Source organism: Pantoea phytostimulans, from assembly GCF_046118715.1.
GTDB classification, from domain to species: domain Bacteria; phylum Pseudomonadota; class Gammaproteobacteria; order Enterobacterales; family Enterobacteriaceae; genus Pantoea; species Pantoea phytostimulans.
Genome location: NZ_CP173698.1, coordinates 649,256 through 675,449, shown reverse-complemented (window position 1 = coordinate 675,449; position 26,194 = coordinate 649,256). Strand labels below are relative to the sequence as shown.

Annotated in this window: 29 protein-coding genes; 18 read left to right on the top strand and 11 right to left on the bottom strand. The window is 49.9% G+C overall.

Annotation, left to right across the window (positions count from 1 at the left end):
• Window positions 1–85: 85 nt before the first annotated feature.
• The 3 genes from flgA to flgN all read left to right on the top strand — a co-directional run bounded on the left by flgA (window position 86) and on the right by flgN (window position 1,589).
• Window positions 86–745 (top strand): flagellar basal body P-ring formation chaperone FlgA, encoded by a 660-nt coding sequence (flgA, locus tag ACF2G4_RS03230; protein WP_243078160.1) that lies wholly within the window; start codon window positions 86–88, stop codon window positions 743–745.
• Window positions 746–848: 103 nt separating this feature from the next.
• Window positions 849–1,151 carry a flagellar biosynthesis anti-sigma factor FlgM gene (gene flgM, locus ACF2G4_RS03225; RefSeq protein WP_215847089.1) on the top strand — a complete coding sequence of 101 codons (303 nt, stop codon included), beginning with the start codon at window positions 849–851 and terminating at the stop codon, window positions 1,149–1,151.
• Between the two features lie 6 nt (window positions 1,152–1,157).
• Window positions 1,158–1,589, top strand: a complete 432-nt coding sequence (gene flgN / locus ACF2G4_RS03220) for a flagellar export chaperone FlgN (protein ID WP_243078161.1) — start codon at window positions 1,158–1,160, stop codon at window positions 1,587–1,589.
• A gap of 88 nt (window positions 1,590–1,677) precedes the next feature.
• On the opposite strand, the gene murJ is transcribed toward flgN, so the two are convergent.
• The 4 genes from murJ to rimJ all read right to left on the bottom strand — a co-directional run bounded on the left by murJ (window position 1,678) and on the right by rimJ (window position 5,508).
• The gene (gene murJ, locus ACF2G4_RS03215; RefSeq protein ID WP_243078162.1) at window positions 1,678–3,216 is read right to left on the bottom strand and encodes a murein biosynthesis integral membrane protein MurJ; all 1,539 of its coding nucleotides are present in this window, start codon (window positions 3,214–3,216) and stop codon (window positions 1,678–1,680) included.
• Between the two features lie 121 nt (window positions 3,217–3,337).
• Window positions 3,338–4,258, bottom strand: a complete 921-nt coding sequence (locus ACF2G4_RS03210) for a Gfo/Idh/MocA family protein (protein WP_409075501.1) — start codon at window positions 4,256–4,258, stop codon at window positions 3,338–3,340.
• Window position 4,259: 1 nt separating this feature from the next.
• On the bottom strand, window positions 4,260–4,901 hold the full coding sequence (locus tag ACF2G4_RS03205) for a DUF480 domain-containing protein (protein ID WP_243078164.1): 642 nt from the start codon (window positions 4,899–4,901) through the stop codon (window positions 4,260–4,262).
• 16 nt (window positions 4,902–4,917) lie between these two features.
• The gene (gene rimJ, locus ACF2G4_RS03200; RefSeq protein ID WP_215847092.1) at window positions 4,918–5,508 is read right to left on the bottom strand and encodes a ribosomal protein S5-alanine N-acetyltransferase; all 591 of its coding nucleotides are present in this window, start codon (window positions 5,506–5,508) and stop codon (window positions 4,918–4,920) included.
• 257 nt (window positions 5,509–5,765) lie between these two features.
• Between rimJ and mdtH the strand changes: the two genes are divergently transcribed.
• The 10 genes from mdtH (at window position 5,766) to ACF2G4_RS03150 (ending at window position 13,484) form a co-directional block, all read left to right on the top strand.
• Window positions 5,766–6,968 (top strand): multidrug efflux MFS transporter MdtH, encoded by a 1,203-nt coding sequence (gene mdtH, locus ACF2G4_RS03195; RefSeq protein ID WP_409075500.1) that lies wholly within the window; start codon window positions 5,766–5,768, stop codon window positions 6,966–6,968.
• A gap of 90 nt (window positions 6,969–7,058) precedes the next feature.
• Entirely contained in the window at window positions 7,059–7,706 is a 648-nt protein-coding gene (gene grxB / locus ACF2G4_RS03190) for a glutaredoxin 2 (RefSeq protein ID WP_215847093.1), read from the top strand.
• 116 nt (window positions 7,707–7,822) lie between these two features.
• Complete coding sequence (locus tag ACF2G4_RS03185; protein ID WP_215847094.1) at window positions 7,823–8,386, top strand: lipoprotein; 564 nt, start codon at window positions 7,823–7,825, stop codon at window positions 8,384–8,386.
• Between the two features lie 134 nt (window positions 8,387–8,520).
• Window positions 8,521–9,567, top strand: a complete 1,047-nt coding sequence (pyrC, locus tag ACF2G4_RS03180) for a dihydroorotase (RefSeq protein WP_332627620.1) — start codon at window positions 8,521–8,523, stop codon at window positions 9,565–9,567.
• A 62-nt stretch (window positions 9,568–9,629) separates the two neighbouring features.
• A complete protein-coding gene (dinI, locus tag ACF2G4_RS03175) occupies window positions 9,630–9,875 on the top strand; it encodes a DNA damage-inducible protein I (protein ID WP_215847096.1) in 246 nt (81 codons plus the stop codon).
• A 147-nt stretch (window positions 9,876–10,022) separates the two neighbouring features.
• On the top strand, window positions 10,023–10,292 hold the full coding sequence (locus tag ACF2G4_RS03170; protein ID WP_215847097.1) for a hypothetical protein: 270 nt from the start codon (window positions 10,023–10,025) through the stop codon (window positions 10,290–10,292).
• A gap of 259 nt (window positions 10,293–10,551) precedes the next feature.
• Window positions 10,552–10,806: a biofilm formation regulator BssS gene (gene bssS, locus ACF2G4_RS03165; RefSeq protein WP_215847098.1), complete on the top strand. Its 255-nt coding sequence runs from the start codon at window positions 10,552–10,554 to the stop codon at window positions 10,804–10,806.
• A gap of 96 nt (window positions 10,807–10,902) precedes the next feature.
• A complete protein-coding gene (gene solA, locus ACF2G4_RS03160; protein WP_409075499.1) occupies window positions 10,903–12,021 on the top strand; it encodes an N-methyl-L-tryptophan oxidase in 1,119 nt (372 codons plus the stop codon).
• A 310-nt stretch (window positions 12,022–12,331) separates the two neighbouring features.
• Window positions 12,332–12,907: a cytochrome b gene (locus ACF2G4_RS03155; RefSeq protein ID WP_332627615.1), complete on the top strand. Its 576-nt coding sequence runs from the start codon at window positions 12,332–12,334 to the stop codon at window positions 12,905–12,907.
• 4 nt (window positions 12,908–12,911) lie between these two features.
• Window positions 12,912–13,484 carry a YceI family protein gene (locus ACF2G4_RS03150; RefSeq protein WP_215848299.1) on the top strand — a complete coding sequence of 191 codons (573 nt, stop codon included), beginning with the start codon at window positions 12,912–12,914 and terminating at the stop codon, window positions 13,482–13,484.
• Window positions 13,485–13,526: 42 nt separating this feature from the next.
• Here ACF2G4_RS03150 and ACF2G4_RS03145 read toward each other — a convergent pair whose 3' ends face one another.
• A complete protein-coding gene (locus ACF2G4_RS03145; RefSeq protein ID WP_215847101.1) occupies window positions 13,527–14,576 on the bottom strand; it encodes a rhodanese-related sulfurtransferase in 1,050 nt (349 codons plus the stop codon).
• 255 nt (window positions 14,577–14,831) lie between these two features.
• Here ACF2G4_RS03145 and ACF2G4_RS03140 point away from each other — a divergent pair, with 255 nt between their 5' ends.
• The 3 genes from ACF2G4_RS03140 (at window position 14,832) to ACF2G4_RS03130 (ending at window position 17,105) form a co-directional block, all read left to right on the top strand.
• Window positions 14,832–15,755: a Kdo(2)-lipid IV(A) acyltransferase gene (locus ACF2G4_RS03140; protein ID WP_409075498.1), complete on the top strand. Its 924-nt coding sequence runs from the start codon at window positions 14,832–14,834 to the stop codon at window positions 15,753–15,755.
• Between the two features lie 564 nt (window positions 15,756–16,319).
• Entirely contained in the window at window positions 16,320–16,586 is a 267-nt protein-coding gene (locus tag ACF2G4_RS03135) for a hypothetical protein (RefSeq protein WP_243078170.1), read from the top strand.
• A gap of 117 nt (window positions 16,587–16,703) precedes the next feature.
• Complete coding sequence (locus ACF2G4_RS03130; protein ID WP_243078171.1) at window positions 16,704–17,105, top strand: MysB family protein; 402 nt, start codon at window positions 16,704–16,706, stop codon at window positions 17,103–17,105.
• On the opposite strand, the gene ACF2G4_RS03125 is transcribed toward ACF2G4_RS03130, so the two are convergent.
• The 3 genes from ACF2G4_RS03125 to ACF2G4_RS03115 form a co-directional block, all read right to left on the bottom strand.
• Window positions 17,096–17,335, bottom strand: a complete 240-nt coding sequence (locus tag ACF2G4_RS03125) for a YceK/YidQ family lipoprotein (RefSeq protein WP_243078172.1) — start codon at window positions 17,333–17,335, stop codon at window positions 17,096–17,098. The two genes, ACF2G4_RS03130 and ACF2G4_RS03125, sit on opposite strands and share 10 nt — an antisense overlap.
• Before the next feature lie 154 nt (window positions 17,336–17,489).
• Window positions 17,490–20,042, bottom strand: a complete 2,553-nt coding sequence (gene mdoH, locus ACF2G4_RS03120) for a glucans biosynthesis glucosyltransferase MdoH (protein ID WP_332627612.1) — start codon at window positions 20,040–20,042, stop codon at window positions 17,490–17,492.
• Entirely contained in the window at window positions 20,035–21,570 is a 1,536-nt protein-coding gene (locus ACF2G4_RS03115) for a glucan biosynthesis protein G (RefSeq protein WP_243078511.1), read from the bottom strand. Before ACF2G4_RS03115 ends, mdoH begins: the two co-directional genes overlap by 8 nt.
• Window positions 21,571–21,850: 280 nt before the next feature.
• Between ACF2G4_RS03115 and mdoC the strand changes: the two genes are divergently transcribed.
• Window positions 21,851–22,975 (top strand): glucans biosynthesis protein MdoC, encoded by a 1,125-nt coding sequence (gene mdoC, locus ACF2G4_RS03110; RefSeq protein WP_409075497.1) that lies wholly within the window; start codon window positions 21,851–21,853, stop codon window positions 22,973–22,975.
• A gap of 32 nt (window positions 22,976–23,007) precedes the next feature.
• Here the strand turns inward: mdoC and ACF2G4_RS03105 are convergent, their stop codons facing one another.
• Window positions 23,008–24,468 carry a phospholipase D family protein gene (locus ACF2G4_RS03105; protein WP_409075496.1) on the bottom strand — a complete coding sequence of 487 codons (1,461 nt, stop codon included), beginning with the start codon at window positions 24,466–24,468 and terminating at the stop codon, window positions 23,008–23,010.
• Between the two features lie 155 nt (window positions 24,469–24,623).
• Between ACF2G4_RS03105 and ACF2G4_RS03100 the strand changes: the two genes are divergently transcribed.
• Window positions 24,624–25,787, top strand: coding sequence for a beta-glucosidase (locus ACF2G4_RS03100; RefSeq protein WP_409075495.1), 1,164 nt, complete (start codon window positions 24,624–24,626; stop codon window positions 25,785–25,787).
• On the opposite strand, the gene ACF2G4_RS03095 is transcribed toward ACF2G4_RS03100, so the two are convergent.
• Window positions 25,775–25,954, bottom strand: a complete 180-nt coding sequence (locus tag ACF2G4_RS03095; RefSeq protein WP_243078177.1) for a hypothetical protein — start codon at window positions 25,952–25,954, stop codon at window positions 25,775–25,777. The genes ACF2G4_RS03100 and ACF2G4_RS03095 overlap by 13 nt on opposite strands.
• A 39-nt stretch (window positions 25,955–25,993) precedes the next feature.
• Window positions 25,994–26,137: a hypothetical protein gene (locus ACF2G4_RS03090; RefSeq protein WP_215847107.1), complete on the bottom strand. Its 144-nt coding sequence runs from the start codon at window positions 26,135–26,137 to the stop codon at window positions 25,994–25,996.
• Between the last annotated feature and the right edge of the window lie 57 nt (window positions 26,138–26,194).

The following is a 26,194-nucleotide window of genomic DNA, read 5'->3' as shown; positions in this document are numbered from 1 at the left end:
AACGCCCCAAATCGTCGCTATTTTTGCTCTTGAATATTTTTTTCTCTCCGTACACTTATGACCATCATCAGTGAGGAGCAGCACCATGCGCGGATATCTCATCCTGTTGACCAGCCTGCTGGTCACGATCGCCCTGCCAGCCAAAGCAGCCGATCTCAGTGCACAACTGAATCAATTTTTTAAAACCCGCGATCCACAACACGCCGTGGGCATGAATGTGGTCGTGCGCACACCACAGGCACAATGGCCCAGTTGTGACTCGCCACAATTTACCCTGCCGGGAAACAGCCGTTTGTGGGGCAATATCAGCGTGGCGGCCAACTGCGATGAAAATCGCCGATATATTCAGGTTCAGGTTCAGGTCAGCGGCCAATATCTGGTGGCTAAGCGCCAATTGGCGCGCGGCAGCAGCGTGACAAAAGAAGATTTTCAACTGCAGACCGGTCGTCTCGATACATTGCCAGCGCGTACGCTGTTTGATAGCGCGTCAGTGGCCGATGCGGTTGTCCTGCGTGATATTCAACCCGGTCAGCCCGTTAGCTTGTCAATGTTGCGTCAACCGTGGCGAGTGAAGGCCGGGCAGAACGTGATGGTTATTGCCAGCGGTGACGGATTTGATGCCAGTGGCGAAGGCAAGGCGTTAAACAACGCCACCAGCGCACAATGGGTTCGCGTACGCATGGGAAATGGGCAAATTGTTAGCGGTCGGGTCGGCGATGATGGGAATATTCTGATAACCCTATAAAGCGCTAAAGAAGCCTGTTGTTCTGCCGATAGAAGAATCAACTAAGCAATTACGCTATTCTGATTCAGGTGGCAGACTCCCCTGACCGTACAGGAGCTTGAATATGAGCATCGATCGAACACAACCTCTGAATCCCGTTAGTACTGTCCAGACTCGCGACACTAACGAGCAGAGCAGCAGCAAAGTGCGTCAAAACGAGACAACCCAGGCAACCACACCCGGTGCCGCACAGGTTAAGCTGAGCAGCGCTCAGTCACAGTTGATGCAACCAAGCAGCAAGGACATCAATGTCCAGCGTGTTGAAGAATTGAAAACGGCCATTCGTAATGGCGAACTGAAAATGGATACCGGCAAGATTGCAGATGCATTGATTGCTGACACCAAGGCGTATTTAGAGGGTAACTAACTCCCCATGAGTAACTTGTTGACCACATTAGATAAGATGCAGGAAGTGCTGTCTTCACTGGCTGATTTGCTCAACGAAGAGCAGCACCAGCTGTCGGCCGGCCACATTAACAGCAACCTGTTGCAGCGTATTACCGAAGATAAAAGCGCGCTGCTCACAACGCTGAATTATCTGGACGAGATGCGCCGTACAACTGAAGCCAGCCTGAATACCAAGGCGCCTTATCGTGGTCAGAGTGACATGTCGCGTCGCTGGCAGAGTATTCAACAGCACACCCGCCGTTTACAGGACGCCAACGTCCATAACGGCTTGCTGTTACAGCATCAAATTCGCTTTACCCAAGATGCGCTTGAGGTGTTGAAGCCGCACCAAACTCAGGCGTTCTACGGCCCAGACGGTATGGGAAAAGGTCAATCGACACTGAGTCGCAAGTTCTGATTCAGCGCGGTGCCGGCATGCTTTGGCACCTAAAAAAAAGCCCGCGATCTCTCGCGGGCTTTTTTATGTCTGCTTACAGGTTATTTGTTTAAGCCACGGTACGTCGCGCGTAATCACGTAAGCGGAAGCCCAATAAACCCAACACCAGAAAATAGGTTCCACCGCCTACAGCACAAACGGCAGCCAGACGTAACAGACGCCACAACATTGCGCCCTGCTCCCATACTGGCATCACTTGCAGAATGCCATACAGCGCAGCCGCCATGGCAATAACTGCCAGCACCAGGCGAATCAGGAAACCCGCCCAACCCGGTTGCGGCTGAAAAAAGTTTTTCTTTCGCAGCTGCCAGTAAAGCAGCGCAGCGTTTAAACAGGCGGCCAGACCAATCGACAGCGATAAACCCGCGTGTTTCAGCGGACCGATAAAGGCCAGATTCATCAATTGCGTCATGATCAAGGTGATGATAGCGATCTTCACCGGCGTTTTGATGTCCTGACGCGAATAGAAGCCCGGCGCCAACACTTTCACGACAATCAATCCCATCAATCCCACTGAATAAGCAATCAGCGCACGTTGCGTCATCAAGGCATCAAAAGCGGTGAATTTTCCATACTGGAACAGCGCAATAGTCAGCGGGCCGGACAACATGCCTAATGCCACCGCGCTGGGCAGTGCCAGCAAAAAACAGAGACGTAAACCCCAATCCATCAGGCGTGAATATTCGTCGTGATTGCCGCTGGAAAAACTTTTCGCCAACGAGGGCAGCAAAATGGTGCCCAACGCAACACCCAGAACGCCAGAGGGGAACTCCATCAGGCGATCGGCGTAATACATCCAGGATACGGAACCGGAAACCAAAAAAGAGGCGAAAATGGTGTTAATAATCAGCGAAATTTGACTCACCGAGACGCCTAAAATCGCCGGACCCATTTGACGCATTACCCGCCAGACACCCGCATCTTTTAGGTTGACGCGCGGCAGCACCAACATACCGATTTTTTTCAGGTGCGGCAGTTGATAACCCAACTGCAAAACACCACCGACCACCACGGCCCACGCCAGCGCCATTACTGGCGGATGAAAGTGTGGCGCGGCAAACAGCGCAAACCCAATCATGCTGACATTCAGCAAGGTGGGTGCAAACGCTGGTACAGAGAAACGGTTCCAGGTGTTAAGCACCGCGCCAGCCAGCGAGGCGAGGGAAATCAGTAAAATATAGGGAAAGGTGACGCGCAACAGCGCGCTGGTGAGCGCAAATTTATCTGCAGTATCGGCAAAGCCGGGGGCAGTAACCAGTATCACCCAAGGTGCCGCGAACATCCCTAATAGGGTGACGACGGCCAATACCAGCGTGAGCAGGCCAGAAACATAAGCCAAAAAGAGTTGGGTTGCCTCGTCGCCCTGCTTGCTTTTGTATTCAGCCAGAATCGGGACAAAGGCTTGAGAGAAAGCGCCTTCGGCAAAAATACGGCGCAGCAGATTAGGCAATTTAAACGCAACGAAGAAGGCATCGGTAGCCATTCCGGCACCAAATACCCGCGCCACGATGGCATCTCGGGCAAAGCCCAATACGCGGGAAAACAGGGTCATGGAACTGACCGCTGCCAGCGATTTCAACAAGTTCATAATTAGCGGCGCATCCTGAAAAGGTTCGGCAAAAAGAGAGACTTAGCGCAGGCATCAGCTGATGCCCGGCGATAGTCTACTTGCCCGGTGAGAAATCACCAGCGCTGAGTGTTACAAGGGGTTATTCGCGAACGGAGTCGCGCCACATTTTTTCCACTACCCGCTGCGCCAGCAGGGCCTGTTCGCCACTGGTTTCAGGCATCGTCTGATTTTGCACGCAGTGAATAAAATGATGCGCCGCGCCGCTGAAGCCGCGCTGAGTTAAATGGCTTTGCCAGGCGGGCGGCGGTGTAATCAGTAAGCCGCTGGCACTCTCTTCCTGCCAGTCGCGCATGTCGAGCACATCAATACATTTTCCCTCGCAGACTGCGCTCACGCGCTCGCGTTGACTGCCCGCACGGCGATGCATACTGGTAGTAAGGCGTAAGCGCCCCGCAGCGAAGTGATGTTCGGCATACAGCATTTCACCCAAATCGTTGGTCTCTATATGCCCATGTAAGCTGGTCGCGGCCTTTCCACTGAGCCACAGCGCGGTATCAACAACATGCAAATAGTCATCCAACAAGGTGAAGCGCAGATCGTGAGGGCCCACGCTGTCGCTGCGATGTTTCTCCATACGCAATGAAGCCGCGTTAGGCATTTCAGCTTTTAGCTGCTGATAACGGGGAGCAAATCGCCGGTTAAAACCCACCATTAGTTTGCGCTTCTGCTTCTCAGCTAAGGCCACCAGCGCTTCTGCCTGATTGAGATTTTCTGCCAACGGTTTATCAACGCAGACATCTTTGCCGGCCAGTAATAACGCTTTGACCACATCAAAATGCGTGGCGGTGCTGCTGTGCACGAATACAGCATCGCAAGCCGCAGCCAAATCGTTTAGAGAGCTGAAACAGGCCATGCGAAAACTTTCGCAAATAGGTTTGGCTTTAGCCTGGTTAGGTGAGAACGCGCCAACCAGCGTCCAGTCGGTTGCTTGCGATAACACCGGTAACCAGGCTTTCTGTGCGATACCGCCTAATCCCACCACACCAATGCGCAACGTCATTTCACTGCTCCTGCTGCTGTAATAATTGGGCGATTTGCGCCTGCAGTGCATCGACTCGCTGTTCCAGCGTGGCGACGCGTGTGGTTAATTCACTCTCTTCGACTGGGTCGATGTGCGTTTGCGCTTCGTCCTGTTCGCCCGCAAAAAGATGCCGATAGCGGCTTTCACGTTTGCCTGGCTCGCGTGCCAGACGCACCACCATCGCGCCATCTTCGCGCTGGCTTAAGCTTTCCAGCGTCTGTTCCACCTCAGAGACATCTGCAAACTCATGCAGCCGCCCGCTACGAGTACGTAATTCGCCCGGCGTTTGTGCGCCACGGAGAAACAGCAGCGTTAATATTGCGACTTCAGCACTGTTCAGTTGCAGGTTGCCAAACGCGGAGTTGCAAAACCGTTGTTCATATTTCGCGACGCGCTGACCAAATCCATTGTTTGAGGTGACCAGATGCTTTTTGACCAACTGATCCAGTTGATCCTGCACCTCGCCTTCTGACAAATTCATGACCGGTTCGCGATTAGACTTTTGATTGCAGGCCGTGACAACACCATTAAGAGAGAGAGGATACTGCTCGGGCGTAGTGACCTGTTTCTCCAGCAGGCAACCGATCACACGCAAGGCTTGCGCCGATAAAGCCATCTTCATGCAAAATTCCTCATCATTATCCGCGCCGATCCGGCGTCCATTCCGTGCTGGTTAACGCCGTCAGCACATGATCTTGCCAACGTCCGTCAATCAATAAGTAGTTTTTGGCATAACCCTCTTTTTCAAAGCCAAGGCGAGCCAGCAGATCACCGCTGCGCTGATTGTGCGGCATGTAGTTGGCCATGATGCGATGAATGTGCTGTTGGCGTTGCATATAGCGAATCGCTGTCTGCAGGGCTTCAAACATGAAGCCCTGCCCTTGCCATTTTTTGCCCAATGAATAGCCGAGATAACAGGCGTGAAATGAGCCACGCAGCACATTGCTGAAATTCGCCACGCCGCGCACCTCGGTCTCATTAGCATCCATTAAAATGAAATAGAAGGCCGAGCCTTGCTTGTGCATGTCAGTGATAAGCCCAAGGCGAGCTTGCCAACCGGAAGGATAACAATGACTTTCATCACGAACCGGTTCCCAGGGTTTGAGGAAAACGCGATTTTCTGCGTAGTAATCCGCCAACCGCCACGCATCGCGTTCGTGTACCAGACGTACCACCAGCCGATCGGTGGTCAATCGCACCTTTGGCGCGGCAGAACGATAGCCAAACATCTTGACTCCTGAAATACATGGCTGAGAAAGAGACACCTATTTAACGTTTCACTTCACTATAACCGCCGCTTGGGCTGCGGTAAAACGTTACGAATAACTCTGCCGGAAACGTCTTGATTTAGCACCTTAAATGCGGGCTCGCTCGATAAAAAAATATCATCTAAACAACGCTATTTTTCCCGCATGTTGCGGAGGAGAATAGACCATCTGGTCCGATTCTTTCCCTTTGTTATTAATCTACTTGCTCAGGAATCAGCATGTCACGGGTTGCGCTGGCACGACGCCGCAGTAAAGTTTTTCTTTTGGTTGATAACATGTTGGTGGTGATGGGATTTTTCGTCGTCTTCCCCCTCATTTCTATCCATTTTGTTGAGCAGCTCGGCTGGGCGGCACTGATGGTCGGCATCGCGCTTGGCTTGCGTCAGCTTATTCAGCAGGGCTTAGGCATTTTTGGCGGTGCGATTGCCGATCGCTTTGGTGCCAAGCCCTTGATCGTTATCGGCATGTTGATGCGCGCAGCGGGTTTTGCCTGTATGGCGCTGGCACACCAACCCTGGCTGCTGTGGTTAGCCTGTATGTTATCGGGTTTAGGCGGCACATTATTCGATCCCCCACGCAGTGCGCTGGTGATGAAATTGGTGCGGGCACGCGAACGTGGGCGCTTTTTCTCGCTGTTAATGATGCAGGACAGCGCAGGCGCGGTGATTGGCGCGCTGATTGGCAGCTGGCTGCTGGCCTGGGATTTCCGTCTGGTCTGTTGGGTTGGCGCTGGCGTGTTTGTTCTCGCCGCGCTATTCAACGCGATTTGGCTGCCTGCGTGGCGCATCTCTACGGAGCGGGTTGCTATGCGCGAAGGGCTAAAACGCGTCTGGCACGATAAGCGCTTCCGCCTGTATGTCTTGACGCTAACCGGCTACTACATTTTGGCGGTACAGGTGATGTTGATGCTGCCGGTCATGGTTAATCAGGTGGCGGGGGCACCTGCGGCAGTGAAGTGGATGTATGCCATTGAGGCGATGCTGTCATTGACACTGCTGTATCCGCTGGCGCGCTGGAGTGAAAAGCATTTTCGCCTTGAGCAGCGTTTAATGGCCGGTTTAACACTCATGACCTTCAGCCTGCTGCCGATCGGCATGACGCACGATCTCACCGCCTTGTTTACGCTGATCGCCGTGTTTTATCTCGGCTCAATTATCGCCGAACCTGCGCGTGAAACCTTAAGCGCCGCATTGGCCAGCGCCCGATCGCGTGGCAGCTATATGGGGTTCAGTCGCCTTGGGCTGGCGTTAGGCGGCTTGATTGGATACAGCGGCGGTGGATGGATGTTTGATATGGGCCAGCAACTATCGTTACCTGAATTACCGTGGATTTTACTCAGCAGTATTGGTCTGGTCACGTTGTTGGCACTGTGGCGGCAGTTTCAACCGCGCGATGTTGCACCCGCTATTCTTAGCAGCTGAGTTTGCCCCATCCGCTAATCTCTTCCATACTTCCCGCAAGTCCGAAAACAGGGCGAATGTCTTTCGCCCTGCTAAACAAAGGAGAACGGGATGAAGCTTTATATCTACGACCATTGCCCTTTCTGTGTAAAAGCACGCATGATTTTCGGCCTGAAAAATGTGCCCATTGAATTAGTTGTCATGCTGAACGATGACGAAGCCACGCCGACCAAACTGGTTGGTCAAAAAATGGCACCGATCCTGCAAAAACAGGACGGCAGTGCGATGCCTGAAAGCATGGATATCGTGCGATTCATCGATAATCAAGATGGCGAGCCGCTGATTGTGGGTAAAACAAACCCGGCAATCAATGACTGGCTGCGTCACGTCAACAGTTACGCAAACAAGTTGCTGTTACCGCGTATCGCTGAAGCGCCATTTGCTGAGTTCGCGACCCCGGAAGCACGCGAATATTTCCGTGTTAAAAAGCAGGCTAATATCGGCGATTTCCATGAACTCATGCAACATGCGCCGGGCTTCATTAAAAACATCAGTGACGATTTGCGACAACTGGACAAACTGATTGTTAAGCCCAATGCAGTTAATGGTGAATTATCAGAAGATGACATTAACTTATTTCCGCTGTTGCGTTCGCTGACATTAGTGAGCGGCATTGAATGGCCAAGTCGCGTAGCGGATTACCGCGATAACATGGCGAAACAGACGCAGGTTAATTTGCTCTCTTCGATCGCGCATTAAACCTGCTTTGATGAGAAACGCACACGCGTTTCTCATCCCTTCCTTGATGACACCCGCTCCGCATTCAGGCACGCTATATACAGTTTTAGCCCCACAACATCCTGGATGAGGAACACATGAAAAAGGCCTTTCTTGGGCTCACCGCCCTGTTTATTGCCGTCATCTTAAGCGGCTGTAATCAACTTACGCAGTACACCATTAGCGAGCAGGAAATCAATCAGGCGCTGCAAAAGCGCAACAACTACGAAAAAGATATTGGCGTTGCAGGATTGGTGAATGCGCACATTGTTTTAAACGATCTCAGCAGCCAGATCGGGCGTGAAGAACCCGGTAAAATTACCTTGTCAGGCAATGCCAAAATTAACGTGAGCTCTCTTTTTGGCCCTCAACAGGCAGATATGCAGCTGAAAATGAAAGCGCAACCGTTCTTCGATCAGCAGCAAGGCGCTATCTACCTGCGTGATCTCGAAATCGTTGATGCGCAAGTTCAGCCAGAAAAAATGGCGTCAATCATGAAAACCCTGACACCTTATCTGAATCAATCGCTGAAAAGTTATTTCAACCAAAAACCGGCTTATGTCCTGAGTGAAGATCGGAGTAAAGCGGAGTCGCTGGCGAAAAAATTCGCTAAAGGTTTAGAAGTAAAGCCGGGTCAATTGGTTATCCCTTTCACCCACTGATTTATTCACCGCGCCCTTTGGCGCGGTTTTCTCGATTCTGCCTAAAAAACCAGGTGCAAACGGTTGCCTGAATCCTTATGCTTAGACCCCGGCCTAAACGTGCCTTTCGTTTCCTTTCTGCCGGAGCCTCATCGATGACTGCACAAACTCAGCAACTCACTCTTCGCCGCCCAGACGACTGGCATATTCATCTGCGTGATGACGACATGCTTAAAACGGTCTTGCCTTATACCAGCGCGGTGAACGGTCGTGCCATCGTGATGCCAAATCTGGTGCCACCGGTAACCAGCGTGGCGGCAGGAGAAGCGTATCGCGAACGCATCCTGGCAGCATTACCTGCCGATCATGCCTTTACACCTCTGATGACCTGTTATTTAACAGACTCGTTGGATCCCGATGAGATCGAGCGCGGCTTTACCTCAGGTTTGTTCACTGCCGCCAAACTCTATCCTGCCCATGCGACCACTAACTCCAGCCATGGCGTAACCAACATTGCCTCAATTGCGAATGTGCTGGAGCGCATGCAAAAACTTGGCATGCCGTTGCTGATCCATGGCGAAGTTACCGATGCGCATATCGATATTTTTGACCGTGAAGCGCGTTTTATTGAAACGGTAATGGAGCCGCTGCGTAAACAGTTTCCTGAACTGAAAGTGGTAATGGAACACATCACTACTAAAGACGCGGCGGATTATGTTGAAGCGGCTAACGAAAAGCTTGGCGCAACCATTACACCGCAACATTTGATGTTTAACCGCAATCACATGCTGGTAGGCGGCATTCGCCCTCATTTGTATTGTCTGCCGATTTTAAAGCGCAATATTCATCAGGAAGCCTTGCGTAAAGTCATTGCCGGTGGAAACCCTCGTTTCTTCCTTGGTACTGATACTGCCCCGCATCTGCAGCATCTGAAAGAAGCCAGCTGCGGCTGTGCCGGTGTGTTCAATGCGCCAACCTCGCTGCCGGCTTATGCCACGGTATTTGAGGAGATGGAAGCCCTGCACCTTCTTGAAGCTTTCTGCTCTGAGAACGGTCCGCGCTTTTATGGTTTGCCGCTCAACGAAGATACCATCACACTGGTACGTGAGCCGTGGACAGTGGAAAGCCACATAGAAATGGGTGCACATTCTCTGGTGCCTTTCCTGGCAGGTGAAACTTTAAACTGGCGTATCAAAGCGTAATAGTATTTGCCTCCAGAGGATAATTACTGTAAATATATACAGTATCTTATCTGGAGGCTTTTATGCGTGTTGAAATTACCGTTGCCAAGACCCAACCTCTTCCTGCCGGTGCGATGGAAGCGTTAAGCCAAGAGCTTGCTCGTCGCATTGATGAACAGTTTCCTGATTCAACGCATCACGTCAAAGTACGTTATGCCACCGCCAACCAACTCAGCGTATTAGGCGGTAATAAAGAGTCCCGTGACCAAATCAGTGACATTCTCCAGCAAACCTGGGAAAGCGCTGATGATTGGTTCATCACCGATTAACCGCCACTGTGCTGTTTTTTGCCGGGTGTCGCCATCCGGCTTTTTTATCTCTTTTCTTCCCTCGCCATAAGCCTCCGCTGCATCTAGACTCTGATCGATCAATCCCCTATCCTTGCGCTCGTCATGCTTAACAGGAGGTGCGACAACATGACTACTGATAAACCTGAAGAAGCGATGACTTTTGGCGAGCTTTTAGCGCTAATAGGTGATCAGCAACGTCGATTGACGGTGCTGGAAAATGCCTTCTCCAGTCTGATTTTTTGCCTTGACGATCGTGCCAGTCAGCTTCTGGTGCATAATCTGTCTCTTGAAGCACAAAATCAAAACCATGATGAGCAATTGCAACTACACTTTGCCCGGCTGGCAGAATCACTGCAGAAGCGCAACGGTGGCACAACGTCAGAACCACTGATTTAATGCAATACTGAACGACGTTTCTCTCGCAAAAATAGTATTTTTTATCCTTTCAAATTGCTGGTTAAAATGCCTGTTTCATCAGGCATTTTATTTTTCATTTCGTGTCCTATAAAAGCAGTTATTCTATTTATCCGTTTTTCAACGCATTTTTTAATCAGTAGGCGGGTCTTTTACTGTTATAATTGTCTCGCTACTGGAATAAAAAAGCCGCATTGAACCTCATCAAGCACTTCGTTTAACGAGTAATATGGAGGTTATAATGGACAGAAATAAAGATGTGATTCAGACCCATTCGCTGGTGGGCTGGGACATCAGTACCGTTGACAGCTATGATGCCATGATGATTCGTTTGCACTCACTTTCGTCACAAGAGCAAACAGAAGAAGAGGCGGACGTTGGCCCGACATATTGGCTAACAACGGATGTGGCAAGGCAGTTCATCTCTATCCTTGAAGCGGGCATCGCCAAGATAGAATCTGCCGAGCAGGTAGAACGACTTCTCAAGAAACATTAATTCCTGCCACATCAAGAGGCACCCTAAGGGGTGCCTTTTTCGTCTCTGTTTCTGGTATGCTTTTGATTGTGTGACCCTTTCAGGAGTTTCGTCTCAATGATTTACGATCTTATTGTGGTAGGCAGCGGTTCCATCGGTGCAGCAGCAGGCTATTACGCAACGCAAGCAGGCTTGTCGGTATTGATGATCGACAGCGCCCACCCACCGCATGACCAAGGGACGCATCACGGTGACAGTCGCCTGATTCGCCACGCTTATGGTGAAGGCGAGCGCTACGTACCATTAGTATTGCGAGCGCAAGCGCTTTGGGACGAACTGGAACAGCAGGCTGGCGAGCGTATTATGCACCGCAGCGGCATATTAAATCTGGCGCTGCTGCAGTCGGAGTTCATTAACAATGTGATTGACAGCGCCAAAGCCTGGCAACTGGATATACACATTCTGCAGGCCGATGAGGTGCGTAAACGTTGGCCGCAAATAAACGTGCCTGACGGTTATATCGGCGTATTTGAACCTCAATCGGGTTACTTAAAATGCGAGCAAGCGGTTCGCAGTTATATTCAACTCGCCGAACAGGCGGGTTGCGCGCAACTGTTTAATTGCCCGGTCAGCGAAATAGGTCGAGACGGCGATCTACAACAGGTCACAACACTGGATGGCGTGTATCGCGCCCGGAAGATGTTAATCAGCGCAGGAACCTGGGTAAGTAAACTGGTTTCCGGCTTGCCGGTAACACCTACTCGCAAAGTCTTTGCCTGGTATCAGGCGGATGGCCGCTACAGTGAAAATAACCACTTTCCCGGTTTCACTGTTGAGATGGAAAACGGCAGCCAGTTTTACGGTTTTCCCGCCGATAATAATGCCCTAAAAGTGGGACGCCACGATGGCGGCCAACCGATGACAAAACCAGAAGATCGCAAACCTTTTGGTACCGTAGCGGCGGACGGCAACGAGACGTTTGGATTTCTGCGTCAGTTCCTGCCTGGCGTAGGCGTTTGCCTGCGGGGCGAAGCGTGCAGCTATGATTTCACGCCAGACGAAGATTTTATTATCGATACATTACCTGGTGAACCTAATCGACTCATTATGACGGGCTTAAGCGGGCATGGATTCAAATTTGCCAGCGTATTAGGTGAACTGGCTGCCGAATTTGCGCAGGATAAACCTTTCTCGTTTGACCTCACGCCATTTTCACTTGCGCGTTTCGACGTTTAATGACTTTTCTTGTCTTAAATAAAATGTGCAGCATCATTAAATATGATGCTGCACACTGACGTTAACTGACACTTATTCACATTACCCCACACTACTCGCCTTCGCACCGCCCAAAAAGTGAATCCAATTGAAATTTAATTTATTTCGGACTGGGTTAATTCAGCCTTATTCAATAAAACTGCGTTTATTAAGCGTGATCATTTCATGAATTTCACATCATCAAGATAATGTTATAGAAGCGTAAGCTTGATTGATTTTTTATTTCAATCTGTGGATGCTTATTGCCACTTATTACTACAGAAATAAAATTATGCCGTTACGTAATTCCTCTCAAAACTTTGGATTGATTAGCGTCACGCTGCATTGGTTAATGGCGTTAGTCATTTATGCCATGTTCGCTTTGGGCTTATGGATGGTGGGTTTGGGATATTACGATAGCTGGTATCACGACGCGCCAGAGATACACAAAAGCATCGGCGTAATATTGATGCTTATCTTAATTTTCCGCCTGATATGGCGCGTTGTATCGCCCTCACCTTCTCCCCTTAAAAGTTACACCACATGGGTTCGCCTAAGCGCCGTAGTCGCCCACTGGCTGCTTTACAGCTTATTGCTGGCCATCTTAGTGAGTGGCTATTTGATCTCTACAGCTGACGGTAAACCGATTTCGGTATTTGGCTGGTTCGAGCTTCCCGCTTTAGTCAGTGGGGCCGGAGAACAGGCCGATTTAGCGGGCGATATTCATTTATGGCTCGCCTGGAGCGTGGTCATCCTTTCCGTGCTGCATGGCTTAGCTGCTCTAAAACATCACTTTATCGATCGCGATGTCACTCTGAAACGGATGTTAGGTATGCGCATCCCTTTACCCTCTGAAAAGGATCATTAATATGCTGAAGAAAACCCTGCTTGCCGTAACCGCTGCGAGCTTGTTGTTGAGTTCTGTTACCGCTAATGCTGCTAATTATAAAATTGATAAGGAAGGCCAGCACGCCTTCATCCAGTTTCGCATACAACATCTTGGCTATAGCTGGCTGTATGGCACGTTTAAAGATTTCGATGGCAGCTTTAGCTTTGATGCAAGCAATCCTTCGGCCGATAAAGTCGATGTCACCATTAATACCAACAGTGTCGACACCAACCATGCGGAGCGTGACAAACATTTGCGCAGCGCAGATTTCCTCAATGTGGGTAAAAATCCACAAGCCATGTTCAAATCAACATCGGTTAAAAAAGAGGGCGATGAACTTGAGATCGTTGGTGATCTCACGCTGAATGGCGTAACCAAACCCGTAACGCTAGAAGCGAAGCTGTTAGGTGAAGGCAAAGATCCATGGGGCGGCTATCGCGCAGGATTTGAGGCGGAAGGTGAAATCGCATTGAAAGATTTCAACATAACTAAAGATTTAGGGCCAGCCTCGCAAAAAGTTCAGCTGATGATTTCAGTTGAAGGTGTTCGGCAATAGATCACAACAACCGCCTGAAGCTGAGCTTCAGGCGGGATGACATCACTTCTTAAGCGGAGCAGGAATGGTCATGTTTAACAATCCACGAGACTTGTTGAACACTTTATTTCCATTTTCTCGTCCGGCGCGGCGCGCGCGCTGCTCTTCTGGCGACAGTTTCGCTTCTTCCTGGCACAGCGGACTGCAGCAGTTTTCATAGGTCTCAGCACAAGCTGGACACTGAATAAAGAGCAGGTGGCAGCCATCATTCACACAATTCACGTGGGTGTCACAAGATGTTCCACATTGATGACAATGTGATAAGACGTCTTCTGAAATACGTTCGCCCATGCGCTCATCAAAAACAAAATTCTTGCCCTTAAAGCGTACGGGCAAGCCTTGCTCACGAGCACGGCGAGCATATTCGATGATGCCACCTTCCACATGATAAACATCTTCAAAGCCGTTATGACGCATCCACGCACTGGCTTTTTCACAGCGAATGCCGCCGGTGCAGTACATCACAATTTTTTTATCTTTCTGATCTTGCAACATATCAACCGCCATCGGCAGTTGGTCGCGGAAAGTATCAGCGGGCACTTCCATAGCGTTATCAAAACGTCCCACTTCATACTCGTAGTGGTTACGCATATCAACGAACACGGCATCGGGATCGTCCAACATGGCATTCACATCAGCCGCTTTCAGATATCTGCCAACGTCGCTGGCATCAAACGTATTGTCTTCAATGCCGTCCGCCACAATGCGGTCACGCACCTTCAGGCGCAGTACCCAAAACGATTTGCCGTCGTCATCCAGCGCCACATTCATGCGTAGATTATTCAAGGCAGGATCAAAACCATAAAGGAATGACTTCATTTTTTCATACTGGCTGGCGGGCACGCTGATTTGCGCGTTAATGCCTTCGTGTGCCACATAGACACGACCAAACACTTTTAGCCCGGTTAAACCAACATACAACGCATCACGAAAGGCTTTTGGATCAGCAATTTGGAAATATTTATAGAAAGAGACAGTGGTGCGCGGCTCAGTTTCAGCCAACATGCGCGCCTTCAGCTCTTTATTGGAAACAAGGTTGTGTAACACTGGCATGGTGTTCGTTCCTGTTATCAATAGGAGAAATTTAGCGCGCACATGATACCTGAAAACACCCAGATGCAAAGTGCATAAGGGAAATTGATTTGATGCAGTGTAAATTTTTGGCGGTTGTGCTTTTCATCTGCAACGCTTAGCTGCTTGTTACGCCGGTTCGCAATATTTCCGCCTGGGACAAAAACTGGCACAATAGGGAAAATCAACGAGATAACGGCGCCATAAGGTGCGTGACGCAGGATAATACTATTTCACATGACCCAATTGCCTCAATTTTCGCGTGAACTTCTTCATCCCCGCTATTGGTTTACCTGGCTGGGTGTCATTTTTCTTTATGTTTTCGTGCTACTTCCTTATCCCCTGCTCTACGTTTTGGGTTGTGTCATTGGACGTATCGGCATGCGTTTTATGAAACGTCGCGTCAGTATTGCGCGGCGAAATCTGGAATTGTGCTTTCCGCAGATGCCCATAAACGATCGCGAAGCGATGGTAAAACATAATTTCGAATCAGTTGGCATGGGGTTAATTGAAACCGGTATGGCGTGGTTTTGGCCAGACTGGCGCATCCATAAATGGCACAAGCCCTCTGGGTTAGAGCATATCCAGCAGGCGCGAGACAATCAGAAAGGTGTGCTGTTGATTGGCATGCACTTTTTAACTCTGGAAATCGGTGCACGCATGTTTGGCATTCATAATCCAGGTATTGGTGTTTACCGACCGAACGACAATAAGCTGATTGACTGGCTTCAGGTGCGTGGCCGCATGCGCTCGAATAAGGACATGTTAGACCGTAAAGATCTCAAGGGGATGATCCGCGCTTTAAAAAGAGGCGATATCATTTGGTACGCACCAGATCATGATTACGGTCCACGCAGCAGTGTTTTTGCGCCCTTTTTTGCGGTGGAGAATGCAGCAACCACAGCGGGTACGCATATGCTGATGCGAACCAGCAAACCTGCCGTTATCCCTTTCGTTCCGCGTCGTTTACCGGATGGCCGTGGCTATGAGTTAATGATTTTGCCTGACGTAAGCGGAGACTTTCCTCTTACAAATGATGTGGATACAGCGATGCGCATGAATAAAGTGGTTGAAGAAGGCGTATTGTTAGCACCAGAACAATATATGTGGTTGCACCGCCGATTTAAAACCAAACCTGAAGGTGAACCTTCACGGTACTAATTACATTCAGGAGGGGAAATATTTCATCTCCTGAATCATTTTAAATTAATTACTCACTATACTATCACTGTAAAAAACTTATTCACCGCTTCGTATACTGTCCAATGTTAAATTGAGTGACTATTCTTTAAAAGCCAAAGATTATTTGATATTTATGCATCATAATTAAGAAATTGCCGCTTAAGATTAAATGCCACGCACAAATTCTTAGATATTTGCACAAAAACATTGAGTGAAACGTTAAGATAACTTATTAAATTCAGCCTAAATATTCTCCTGCTTCGGCCCTGATTTTTAAAATTCCAGGTCTTTTCCGATTTAATTAACCTTAATGCTTTGGCTATGCTTATCAGTCCAATAAAATTAACTTATTTTACAAGGCTTTGTCCTGGCACGTCATCCTATATTCCTTTTTAGAAACTTTTAACTCTTTTATATATCCTTATGGAATTTGAATATCAAATTTTTTGCCGGTAATTTCAACCTAACGGTTAATTTTATTTAACTGCGCATTTAAAAATTATAAGAAGATTACCCACAGCAAACCCTTCGTAGGAATATTTTATGAATAAAGGTATTTATTATTACGTGACAATCAGCACCGATCAGGAAGGTTATCATTATTTACATCGCAAGGAATGTAAGCGCATGCCCGTTAAGGAAGACGTCATTTTTATCGGCACGCTTTATAATTTGAATCAGGCATTATCCATCGCCAGGATAAATTTTAAGAAAGTTAAACCCTGTATAAAGTGCTGTATTCGCTATTCTGCTCCGATAATTCGCGAATCAGTACGTCCGGTTTTGCATTTCCCCCAGAAAGCAATGTAAATCCGAATCGGCGGGAATCGTCTACTTTCCCGCCGGTTGTCCTGTCAGCAACTTCCCCTCCCCCATTTTTCGTCTATCCTTCTGTGAAATCCCGTTAAACAGGCATGGAGAATAGCGATGAGCATGTTCAGTACATTAGAAGAAGCCATTGAAGCGGCGCGTGAGGAATACCTCGCCAATCATCCCGAACTCGACGAAGCCGATGCATCGATTAGCCAGTTTGGCCTGCAAAAGTATGTAATGCAGGACGGCGATATTATGTGGCAGGCTGAGTTTTTTGAAGATGAAGGCGAACCGGGCGAATGCTTGCCAATCCGCAGCGGAGAAGCAGCGCAGGCTATCTTTGATGGTGACTTTGAAGAGATTGAGTTGCGTCAGGAATGGCTGGCTGAAAACACGCTACACGAGTGGGATGAAGGTGAGTTTCAACTGGAGCCACCGCTGGATACCGAAGAAGGTGAAGCGGCAGCGCAAGAGTGGGAAGACGACAACAGCGATTCAGACCGCAGTTATTCGTAAGGTCCGTGACTGGCATCAACAGGCAGTAAGAGCGTATCCAACACCAGCGACAGCGGCAGATCAATAATGGTCAACACCCGCCATGCGCTGTCGCGAACATCCCACTGTACGCCAGGATAATATTGATTACCGTGTCCCTGACCGGGCACGGTTCTACTGATAATGCTACCGCAACCGCTCAACAGCAAAACGGACAAGGTTAAAACAGATAGTTTCAGGAAACGATTCACAACAGTTTCTCTTAATGGAATTGACGCTATTTTAGTGACCCACACACAGAAGTAACACCTACATTTCCACTGAATTACGTAAAGTTCGCGTTAAATCGCTGCGTTAACCCGAATCTGAGCCATAAAAAAAGCGGCATCCCTGCCGCTTTTTTGCTTAGGCGTTTTGTGGCAACGCCTGTGGATTCAATTTCAGCTTTTGATAACTTTCAACCCACTGATGATACTTCTCTGCGTTTTCCCATAAACGGGTATGAACGCGTGCCAGCACCACCGGATCGCTGATCAGCTGCAATCGCTGTTCACGGTTGAGTTTCTCGGGTGCATCGCTTAATGCCTGATCGACGCGACGATCGCGCGCATGCTCCAGCAGCTGGCTTTGCTTGTGACGAGATGTCGCAAGCGCCGTTGCCAAGGCATTGAACGCCGGGTGGAATACCGCATGCATAAAGCCATTTTCCAACGCACGTTCGCGGTTGAGCTTCAGATAGAAGTCCGTATCCACCAACTCTTTCGGCGGCTCATACTCTTCAGGGATCAGGAACAATTTTGCATTTTTGCTCTTAATACCCAACGTGGCACGGCTCGACATCACTGAAACAAACGGTGAAAGGATCAGCGAGAAGACGATCGGTGCTAACCACCACAGGAAGTTGAGATCCAGCCAACCCATACCTGCCGCCCAGACAATCCCTAACGCCATTTGAGAACCGTGACGTTTGAATGCTTCACTCCACGGCGTAGCATCGTCATCACGTTGCGGCGAATTCCACACCACTTCCCAGCCAAGGAATGCACTGACCACAAACACAGTATGGAAAAGCATACGTACCGGCGCCAGCAATACTGAGAACAGCATTTCCAAAAACAGTGAAAGGGTTACGCGCATTACGCCACCGTAAGGTTTAGCGCCTTTGAACCAAATCAGCACCACACTCAACAGTTTTGGCAAGAACAGCAGCACCATTGTGGTTGAGAACAGGGCTATCGCCAGTTCAGGACGCCACTGCGGCCAAACCGGGAAGAGCTGTCGCGGTTGCAGGAAGTAAGTCGGTTCCATCAGCGTATGCACAATCTGCAAGGCGGTGGAGAGCGCAAGGAACATAAACCATAACGGCGCGGAGAGATAAGACATCACCCCCGTCAGGAACACCGCACGGTGAACGGGATGCATTCCTTTCACCAGGAACAGGCGGAAGTTCATCAGGTTACCGTGACACCAGCGACGGTCACGTTTAAGCTCATCCAGCAAGTTTGGCGGGAGCTCTTCATATGAACCCGGCAGATCGTAAGCGATCCACACCCCCCAACCGGCACGACGCATCAGCGCAGCCTCAACAAAGTCATGCGACAGAATTGAGCCCGCAAATGAGCCTTCACCAGGCAACGGCGCTAGCGCACAGTGCTCAATAAACGGCTTCACGCGAATAATGGCGTTATGGCCCCAGTAATGCGATTCCCCCAATTGCCAGAAGTGCAAACCGGCGGTAAACAGCGGACCGTAAACGCGTGTTGCGAACTGCTGACAACGCGCGTAAAGCGTGTCCATGCCAGACGCTTTTGGCGAAGACTGGATAATACCCGCATTTGGATTGGCATCCATCATGCGTACTAAGCCGGTAAGACATTCCCCGCTCATTACGCTGTCAGCGTCCAGCACCACCATATAGCTATAGTTGACGCCCCAACGACGACAGAAGTCATCAATGTTGCCGCTTTTACGCTTCACGCGACGACGACGACGGCGATAGAAGATTTTGCCTGCGCCGCCAACATCACGTACCAGTTCCATCCAGGCTTTCTGCTCGGCGATGGCAATATCAGGATCGTAGCTGTCGCTGAGGATGTAGACGTCAAAATGTTCTGCATTGCCGGTACGGACGACGGATTCCCAGGTCGCTCGTAATCCAGCAAATACGCGCTCAACATCTTCATTACAGATCGGCATGATCAACGCTGTACGGTGCTCAGGGTTAAGTGCTTCATCGCCTACTGTTGAGTAAGAGATGCTGTACTTGTCGCGACCAATAAGCAGCTGTAAAAAGCCCATCAGCGCAGTCCAGAAACCAGCGGACACCCAACAGAATAGGATGGCGAACAGGAACAGAATTCCGGTTTGCAGCACGTAAGGCAGAATCTGCATCACTGATTGCTGCCAGTTCTGATTGATCATCTCCATCGGGTCGAGCAGCGTCCAGCCCTGATACGGCAGAATGGTTTTCATGTACCAGGTTGCCACAACGGTCTGGAAAAGCGTCAAAATCAGCAAAGTGTAGCGACGCATTGACCCTACGTGACGCCACTTCTCTTCAGCACGCTGCTCTTCTGGATTGGCGTAGCGCGGCACTGATTTTTGTCCACGTAATGAAGACCAGGCACGCACCAACGGGTTAGTACGCCAGGCTTCCGGGAACATCAACGAGCGCTTCACTTTCGGCATGGCCTTCAGCGTGGTGCGATCGAGATAATCTTTGCCGAGCTGTTGGCCATCAGCAAGCGAGTCTGGCCAGGCCATTTTCACCCGCGATGAAACAGATTTCAGTGGCGCATCGTCAGGGCGATCGCTGGCTGCCACATCCTGGCCCAGCGATTCGTGTATGAAGTGAAACGCCTCGGCATTTTGCAGCGAGGCGCTTAAACGGGCTTTTCCTGCCGCATCCAGCGGCAGGGATTCCACGTAACTTTGAGGTGTAAAAGTCGATTTATTCATTGGCAGGTAGCTGATAGCTCCAGGTTTCCGTCAATGTCTTGTCGCCGCTAACCAGCGCCGCACGCATTTCGGTTGGCTGCTTGTTGTCTTTCACACGCAGACGCAACACCAAACGCCAGCCTTTATTGACCGGGTTATAGCGTACGCTCTGCTCAACCACATCCGCGTTATTACCCACACTCACCTGCGGTGCAACCTGGCTGTTTTCCGGCATTTGGCTCATCGCTTTACCCACAAAATCGAGAGTAAAGGCGATGCTGCCATCCGGTTGACGCACCAGATTAGACTGCTTAACGTCACCGGCAGAACGCAGGGTGTTTTTCACCCATGCCGTGTCGTCCGAGTGCAGTTGGCTTTCGTCACGCGTGAAGTGTAGACGGTATTTGAAGTTCATCTCTTTGCCCGGATCCGGCAGGTTCTCCGGTGTCCAGAAGGCAACGATGTTGTCGTTGGTTTCATCCGCAGTAGGGATCTCCACCAGCTCGACGCGGCCTTTACCCCAATCGCCTAAAGGCTCAACCCAGCCACTTGGACGCTGATCGTAACGATCGTCAAGATCCTGATAAGCGCTGAAGTCGCGGCTACGTTGCAGCAGACCAAAACCTTTCGGGCTTTCGATGGTGTATGTGCTCACCGCCAAATGGCGCGGATTATTCAGCGGACGCCAAATCCATTCGCCGTTGCCGCTATGGATGGAAAGACCATCAGAATCGTGCAACGAAGGACGGAAATTATTAACCGGCGACGGCTGGTTAGCACCGAACAGGAACATGCTGGTCAATGGCGCAACACCCAGTTTGCCCACTTTGTCGCGCAGATAGACTTTAGACTGCACGTCAACGACCGACTCATTACCCGGACGAATAACAAAACGGTAGGCACCGGCTGCTCGAGGCGAATCCAGTAAGGCGTAGATCACCAGTTGCTTATCTTGTGGTTTCGGACGTTCGATCCAGAACTCTTTAAAGCGCGGGAACTCTTCGCCAGAAGGCAACGCGGTATCAATCGCCAAACCACGCGCCGACAAGCCATAAACCTGGCCCGCACCGATCACGCGGAAGTAGCTGGCACCCAGAAAACTGGTGATCTCGTCATCTTTACCTTTGGTATTTAATGGGTAAAGGACTTTAAAACCCGCGAAGCCCAGGTTTTTAACCGAATCGGCGTCATGTTTCACATTGCCGAAATTAAAATAATCAGGGTTGTATTTGATTTCACGCACCGCGCTAGCCGTGACTTCATTAATTTGTACCGGCGTATCGAAGTACATACCCTGATGATAAAATTCCAGCTTGAATGGCGTACGCAATTTGCCCCAATACGCTTTATCGTGGTTAAACTGGATCTGCTGATAATCAGCAAATTTCATTTCACGAAACTGAGAGGGTAAATTGCTTTTAGGCGCTTCGAAGCTTTTCCCTGCCAACGCTTTGGCTTGTTTGGCTACATCATCGATGTTAAACGCCCAACTGTTATTGGCGTACAACGCCAGCAGAACCGCAGCGCCAATCCAACGCACCTTTTTCAGTTCTGGTTTATTTTTCTCTTTAGTCAGCACATCCCCCCCTTTCGTGTGCTTAAATCAAACCCGCTTATCTTAAAGGATTATTCGGTTTTCCGACAGCTTATGCGCAAGAATGTTCCCTTTATTCGTAAGCCAGATGTGTGATTTTAGGACAATTAAACGATACAGATTTAGCTGATAGTATACCTCGTTTATCACAGGTAGAATTTCACTCCGGCATAATCCGGTTTCAGGGCGAAACTGGCTAAAACAGACTCACAACGTACTAACGAACAGGAACTTTATGAGTACAGCAAAACCTGAACGTGAATATTTTCTCGACTCCATTCGGGCTTATTTGATGTTATTAGGGGTTCCATTTCACGTTTCCCTGATTTATTCCACGCAAAAATGGGCAGTTAACAGTACCGACGCTTCATTATGGTTGACGCTGTTTAATGATTTTATTCACGCCTTCCGTATGCAGGTCTTTTTTGTCATCTCCGGCTATTTCTCCTACATGCTCTATTTGCGCTATCAGCCGCAGCGGTTTTTAAAAGTACGGTTGGAGCGTGTCGGCATTCCGCTGCTTACTGCCATTCCGCTGATCACTCTGCCGCAATTTTTTATGCTCAAAGAGTGGACGCAGAAATTGTCTGGCTGGGATAATTTTAGTCTGTACGAGAAATTTAATAACCTGATGTGGGAGTTAATCTCTCACCTGTGGTTTCTGGTGGTGTTGGTGGTGCTAACCACGCTGGGCATGCTGACGTTCCGCTGGTTACGCGATCAAAAACACGCCATTGATTACCAACGTGTGGGTTGGGGTTCGCTGACCTTAGGCGTTATGGCGTGGGCGTTGTTATGGTGCCTGTTCCGCCGTGCGATCTTTATTTTCCAGCCTGACTGGTTAATGAATGGCTTGTTCAGTATTGGGGTGATGCAATCACTGTTCTTTATGCCTTTCTTCATGCTTGGCGCGCTGTCGTGGAAGCATAAGGCGCTGAAGCAGTTATTTGTACGATTCAATCCCGTGATGTGCTTTGGCGCAATTGTGGTGTTTGTTGCCTACTGCGCAAATCAGCGGATGAGCAGTGGTGAAGGTTGGTTATATGAACTGGATGCGCTGATCTCCACCCTGATGGGCTTGTGTATGCTCAACGTCTGCTTCTGCTTCGGCCATAAGCTGCTGAACTCACATTCGCCGCGCATCATGTATCTGGTCAATGCTTCGCTGTTTATCTATTTGGTCCACCATCCCCTGACGTTGCTGTATGGCATTTATATAACGCCGCACATCAGCAACAACACGCTGGGCTTTTTCGTTGGCCTGATAATGGTGTTTGGCATCGCCTTTCTGTTGTATGAGATTCACCTGCGCATTCCGCTGCTGCGCTTCTTGTTCTCCGGTAAGCCGCAGAACAAATAATAAAAAAGCGATCCCGTTGGGGATCGCTTTTTTTAAAGCAGCCATTCAATAGGTAAACGCCAGACTAATCGCACCTGCAATCGCTGCCACAGCGAACAGCCCGGTTCATGTTTATGCACCACTTCTTCTGATTCGTTCGGATACTCAAGCCAGTTTACCCTGCCCCACTTATCCAGTCGTAGTGTCCAGGCACGATCGCGCATTGAATCAATGAAGCGCTGATGGGTTTTCATTGCCAGCGTTTCGCTTTCAATCACTAATCCCATTTCCGTGTTGAGTTCTGCTGAACGTGGGTCAAAATTAAACGAGCCAATAAACAACGTTTTTTGATCGACCGAAAAGGTTTTGGCATGCAAACTCGAACCCGAATTACCGGTCAAACCGCGATCGTGTGGCGCATCCTGCAAGGCGGATTGCGGTTTAAGTTCATACAGCGCGATACCGTGACGTAATAGCTTCTTGCGCCATTTAGCGTAACCCGCATGCACAATGGAGACATCATTCGCCGCCAGCGAATTGGTCAGAATGGCGATTTTCACCCCTTTACGCTTTAAGGCCAGTAGCTGCGCCACGCCCGCACGCGTCGGCACAAAATAGGCTGAAATAATATCGAATTGATGCTGCGGCGTACCTATCACTTCCAACATGCGCTGCGGCAGCAAGCTTTTGCGCTTTGCTTTGCCTAAACCTTTACGCGGATCGTCGCTGAGCAAACGAGATTTCGCCCATGTCAGCTCCAGGGTGCCCTGTTCGAGTTGGCTGACAAACGCAGAATTATCCAGCCGTTTGAGGTAGACCTGAACGGCTTCGCTGTGGCGCCAGGCTTCCGGCAAACGCACCGCGCTTTTGTCATCGCTGGTTTCATCCAGCACCTTTTTCAACGGCGATACCGGTTTGCTTTTCCAATAGCGCTCAAAATCTTTGCTGACCTCTTCTACAACCGGCCCAATGGCCATCACATCGAGATCTGCAAACAGCGGTTCATTACCGGTTCCGAAATATTCATCACCAATATTACGTCCGCCCACCAACGTGGTAATGCCATCGACGGTAAAACTTTTATTGTGCATACGGCGGTTAAGACGTGCGAAATCAGTCAGATAACCCAGCGCGCGCAGGGTTCGAAATGAGAAAGGATTGAAGAGCCTGACGGTGATATTGGGGTGACGATCGAGCTGCGCCAGGGTTTCATCCAGGCCCGGCGTATTGTTGTCATCCAGCAGCAAACGGACTTTTACTCCGCGTTCTGCGGCGTCCAACAGGGCGCTAAACAGCAATCTCCCCGACATGTCGTTTTGCCAGATGTAGTACTGAATATCGAGCGAGCGTTCAGCTTTTTCAATCAGCATATAGCGGGCGGCGAAGGCATCCAGCCCATCGCTGAGCGGATGAATCCCGCTGAGGTCGGCACGGTGCACTCGCTGTGGTTTAAGCCGCTGTTCCAGCCAGCTCTCACAAAGAGTGGGCGGATGCAGGTCAAAAGCTTCGGTCATGTTAATTCCCTGAATGATGCAGTTATTTTTATTATTCACCGGTCTTAGGAAACACGCTATGCGAGCCTTCCTACTTCACTACACGGCTGTTGATGTTTTTAGTCTAGACTTAGCCGAACCATCTGTGACCGGCAATTGCCTGGAAGGAGAGGAAAATGACGCAGCAATCCATTACCGAAGGTTCACATCGCCATCATCCCCACCTGTTTCGCAGCTTCTTTCAGGGCAGCTTCCCCTGCTCCACCGCCTGTCGTGCGCCAGGAAAAAGGCTGGACATGGTGATCTCCAGTGGTCATGACATGTTGCTGAATAAAGATTACGCCACGCTGGTGGAACAGCACATTTTGACGGCGCGCGATGGTGCTCGCTGGCATTTGATTGAGAAAACGCCCGATGTCTATGACTGGCACTCTTTCCTGCCGATGATCGAGGCGGCACAGCGTCATAATCTGCAAATTATCTGGGAGCTGGCGCATTTTGGCTATCCCGATCATCTCAATATCTGGAAAGCAGAATTTGTCGAGCATTTCGAACGCTTCGCCCGCGCCATGGCACAGCTAATGCGAGACCACGGCATCGAGCAGCCTTTCTTTACGCCCATCAATCAAATCTCGTTTTGGTCATGGGCTGGCGCTGACGTTGCCTGGTTTAATCCTCACGTGGCGAATCGCGGTAAAGAGCTGAAGCGACAGCTGGTGCGCGCTTCGCTGGCAGCCATTCACGCTATTCGTGAAGTCTATCCCGACGCCCGCTTTGTATTAACCGATCCGCTGGTGCAGATCGCCACACATCCCGACAACCCAGACAGTAAACCTTATGCCAATGCGCAACATCAGGCGCAGTTCGAAGCCTGGGATATGTTAGCGGGTCGCCTCGATAAAGAGTTAGGCGGCAGCGAAGCGTGTCTCGACATCCTGGGTTTGAATTATTATCCCGACAATCACTGGTTTTTCCCGGATCTCCCCATGGAAGCCGATCACCCCTCAAGGGTGCCGCTGCATACGCTGCTCGCGCAGTGCTGGCAGCGTTATCAACGTCCCATGCTGCTGGCAGAAACCGGCGCAGAAGGCAATGCAGGCGCAACCTGGTTGCAGGAAGTCAGTGAAAATGTGTCGGTGGCACTGGAAAATGGGATTGCCATCGAGGGCGTTTCGCTTTACCCGGTGGTGGAATATCCCGCCTGGGCTGATGATCGCCGCTCGCCAGATCCGCTGCTGGGATTAGGTGATCCCAATGGTAATCGCACCCTGCATGAGGGGCTGGCGCTGGTATTACGTAGCCAACAGATCAAATATGAAAAACGCGATCAGGATGGATGAGAGATTGGCGGGTGAGGCTTGGGGGAGCAGGATTGCACGTCAAGAGAAGGATCGGTGGGATGGCGCACATCGGTGAGCCAGGTCATGGTAAACAGGAACGTAACCCCAATCAGACACGCAGCCAGCAGGCCAATTATCGCAATCAGTTTGTCATCTCTGTTTTCCATTGCCTTCTCCTGATGAATGTCCTTTTCACGCCTGACCTCTCAACTCATCCAGAGCGTAACCATCAATACGAAGATAATCAACGTCACTGAGGTCACAACAAGCACCACAATGGCGAACTGGGCATCGTCTAAAGATTGACGCAAAGGTTCGTCGTGTTTGTCCGGTGGTGAAGGTGCTGACATGACATCTCTACAGAATGGGATGAACCTGTTTAAGGTACGGCGCGCAACAGTGTAAAG

Bases quoted from the DNA above. Each gene is read 5' to 3' on its own strand.
- flgA (WP_243078160.1), top strand. From the start codon at position 86: ATGCGCGGATATCTCATCCTGTTGACCAGCCTGCTGGTCACGATCGCC.
- flgM (WP_215847089.1), top strand. From the start codon at position 849: ATGAGCATCGATCGAACACAACCTCTGAATCCCGTTAGTACTGTCCAG.
- flgN (WP_243078161.1), top strand. From the start codon at position 1,158: ATGAGTAACTTGTTGACCACATTAGATAAGATGCAGGAAGTGCTGTCT.
- murJ (WP_243078162.1), bottom strand. From the start codon at position 3,216: ATGAACTTGTTGAAATCGCTGGCAGCGGTCAGTTCCATGACCCTGTTT.
- ACF2G4_RS03210 (WP_409075501.1), bottom strand. From the start codon at position 4,258: ATGACGTTGCGCATTGGTGTGGTGGGATTAGGCGGTATCGCACAGAAA.
- ACF2G4_RS03205 (WP_243078164.1), bottom strand. From the start codon at position 4,901: ATGAAGATGGCTTTATCGGCGCAAGCCTTGCGTGTGATCGGTTGCCTG.
- rimJ (WP_215847092.1), bottom strand. From the start codon at position 5,508: ATGTTTGGCTATCGTTCTGCCGCGCCAAAGGTGCGATTGACCACCGAT.
- mdtH (WP_409075500.1), top strand. From the start codon at position 5,766: ATGTCACGGGTTGCGCTGGCACGACGCCGCAGTAAAGTTTTTCTTTTG.
- grxB (WP_215847093.1), top strand. From the start codon at position 7,059: ATGAAGCTTTATATCTACGACCATTGCCCTTTCTGTGTAAAAGCACGC.
- ACF2G4_RS03185 (WP_215847094.1), top strand. From the start codon at position 7,823: ATGAAAAAGGCCTTTCTTGGGCTCACCGCCCTGTTTATTGCCGTCATC.
- pyrC (WP_332627620.1), top strand. From the start codon at position 8,521: ATGACTGCACAAACTCAGCAACTCACTCTTCGCCGCCCAGACGACTGG.
- dinI (WP_215847096.1), top strand. From the start codon at position 9,630: ATGCGTGTTGAAATTACCGTTGCCAAGACCCAACCTCTTCCTGCCGGT.
- ACF2G4_RS03170 (WP_215847097.1), top strand. From the start codon at position 10,023: ATGACTACTGATAAACCTGAAGAAGCGATGACTTTTGGCGAGCTTTTA.
- bssS (WP_215847098.1), top strand. From the start codon at position 10,552: ATGGACAGAAATAAAGATGTGATTCAGACCCATTCGCTGGTGGGCTGG.
- solA (WP_409075499.1), top strand. From the start codon at position 10,903: ATGATTTACGATCTTATTGTGGTAGGCAGCGGTTCCATCGGTGCAGCA.
- ACF2G4_RS03155 (WP_332627615.1), top strand. From the start codon at position 12,332: ATGCCGTTACGTAATTCCTCTCAAAACTTTGGATTGATTAGCGTCACG.
- ACF2G4_RS03145 (WP_215847101.1), bottom strand. From the start codon at position 14,576: ATGCCAGTGTTACACAACCTTGTTTCCAATAAAGAGCTGAAGGCGCGC.
- ACF2G4_RS03140 (WP_409075498.1), top strand. From the start codon at position 14,832: ATGACCCAATTGCCTCAATTTTCGCGTGAACTTCTTCATCCCCGCTAT.
- ACF2G4_RS03135 (WP_243078170.1), top strand. From the start codon at position 16,320: ATGAATAAAGGTATTTATTATTACGTGACAATCAGCACCGATCAGGAA.
- ACF2G4_RS03130 (WP_243078171.1), top strand. From the start codon at position 16,704: ATGAGCATGTTCAGTACATTAGAAGAAGCCATTGAAGCGGCGCGTGAG.
- mdoH (WP_332627612.1), bottom strand. From the start codon at position 20,042: ATGAATAAATCGACTTTTACACCTCAAAGTTACGTGGAATCCCTGCCG.
- mdoC (WP_409075497.1), top strand. From the start codon at position 21,851: ATGAGTACAGCAAAACCTGAACGTGAATATTTTCTCGACTCCATTCGG.
- ACF2G4_RS03105 (WP_409075496.1), bottom strand. From the start codon at position 24,468: ATGACCGAAGCTTTTGACCTGCATCCGCCCACTCTTTGTGAGAGCTGG.
- ACF2G4_RS03100 (WP_409075495.1), top strand. From the start codon at position 24,624: ATGACGCAGCAATCCATTACCGAAGGTTCACATCGCCATCATCCCCAC.
- ACF2G4_RS03095 (WP_243078177.1), bottom strand. From the start codon at position 25,954: ATGGAAAACAGAGATGACAAACTGATTGCGATAATTGGCCTGCTGGCT.
- ACF2G4_RS03090 (WP_215847107.1), bottom strand. From the start codon at position 26,137: ATGTCAGCACCTTCACCACCGGACAAACACGACGAACCTTTGCGTCAA.